Here is a 356-nt window from a genome sequence, read left to right as displayed (position 1 = left end):
AAACTTTCTCGATCCTTGGAATCCTCTGGAAAGTTTTCCTTGTTGTTATCGCAATGCATCTGATCTGCATTTTTATCCAGTTCACGATCGCAGGTTCTGTCAGCAGGAAAAAACCTCTGACCCTTATAAAAAACCAGGTTCCTGGTTATACTACAGCTCTTGGAACACAGTCCTCTGCTGCAACGATCCCGGTCAATCTGCAGTGTGCAGAAGCTGACGGCGTGTGCAACTGCCGTCTGTCTGATGAACCAGCTTCCGATCAGTCTCGCAACTGTCATTCCGTTCATCATGACACTCGGCATCGCAATGGTCGCTTCCCCGGGAGCTCCTGGCGGTTCCATCATGACTGCTCTTCC

General features: G+C 49.7%; 1 pseudogene. It reads left to right on the top strand.

The window, feature by feature from the left end:
* A pseudogene (locus tag QZL69_RS14025) lies at positions 1–356 on the top strand (cation:dicarboxylate symporter family transporter); the annotation flags it as partial.

It is taken from the genome of Blautia sp. CAG:237, assembly GCF_000436615.1.
Taxonomy (GTDB): Bacteria; Bacillota; Clostridia; order Lachnospirales; family Lachnospiraceae; genus Blautia_A; species Blautia_A intestinihominis.
The sequence above is the reverse complement of the archived record's forward strand: the minus strand, read 5'-3'. Positions and strand labels throughout refer to the sequence as shown.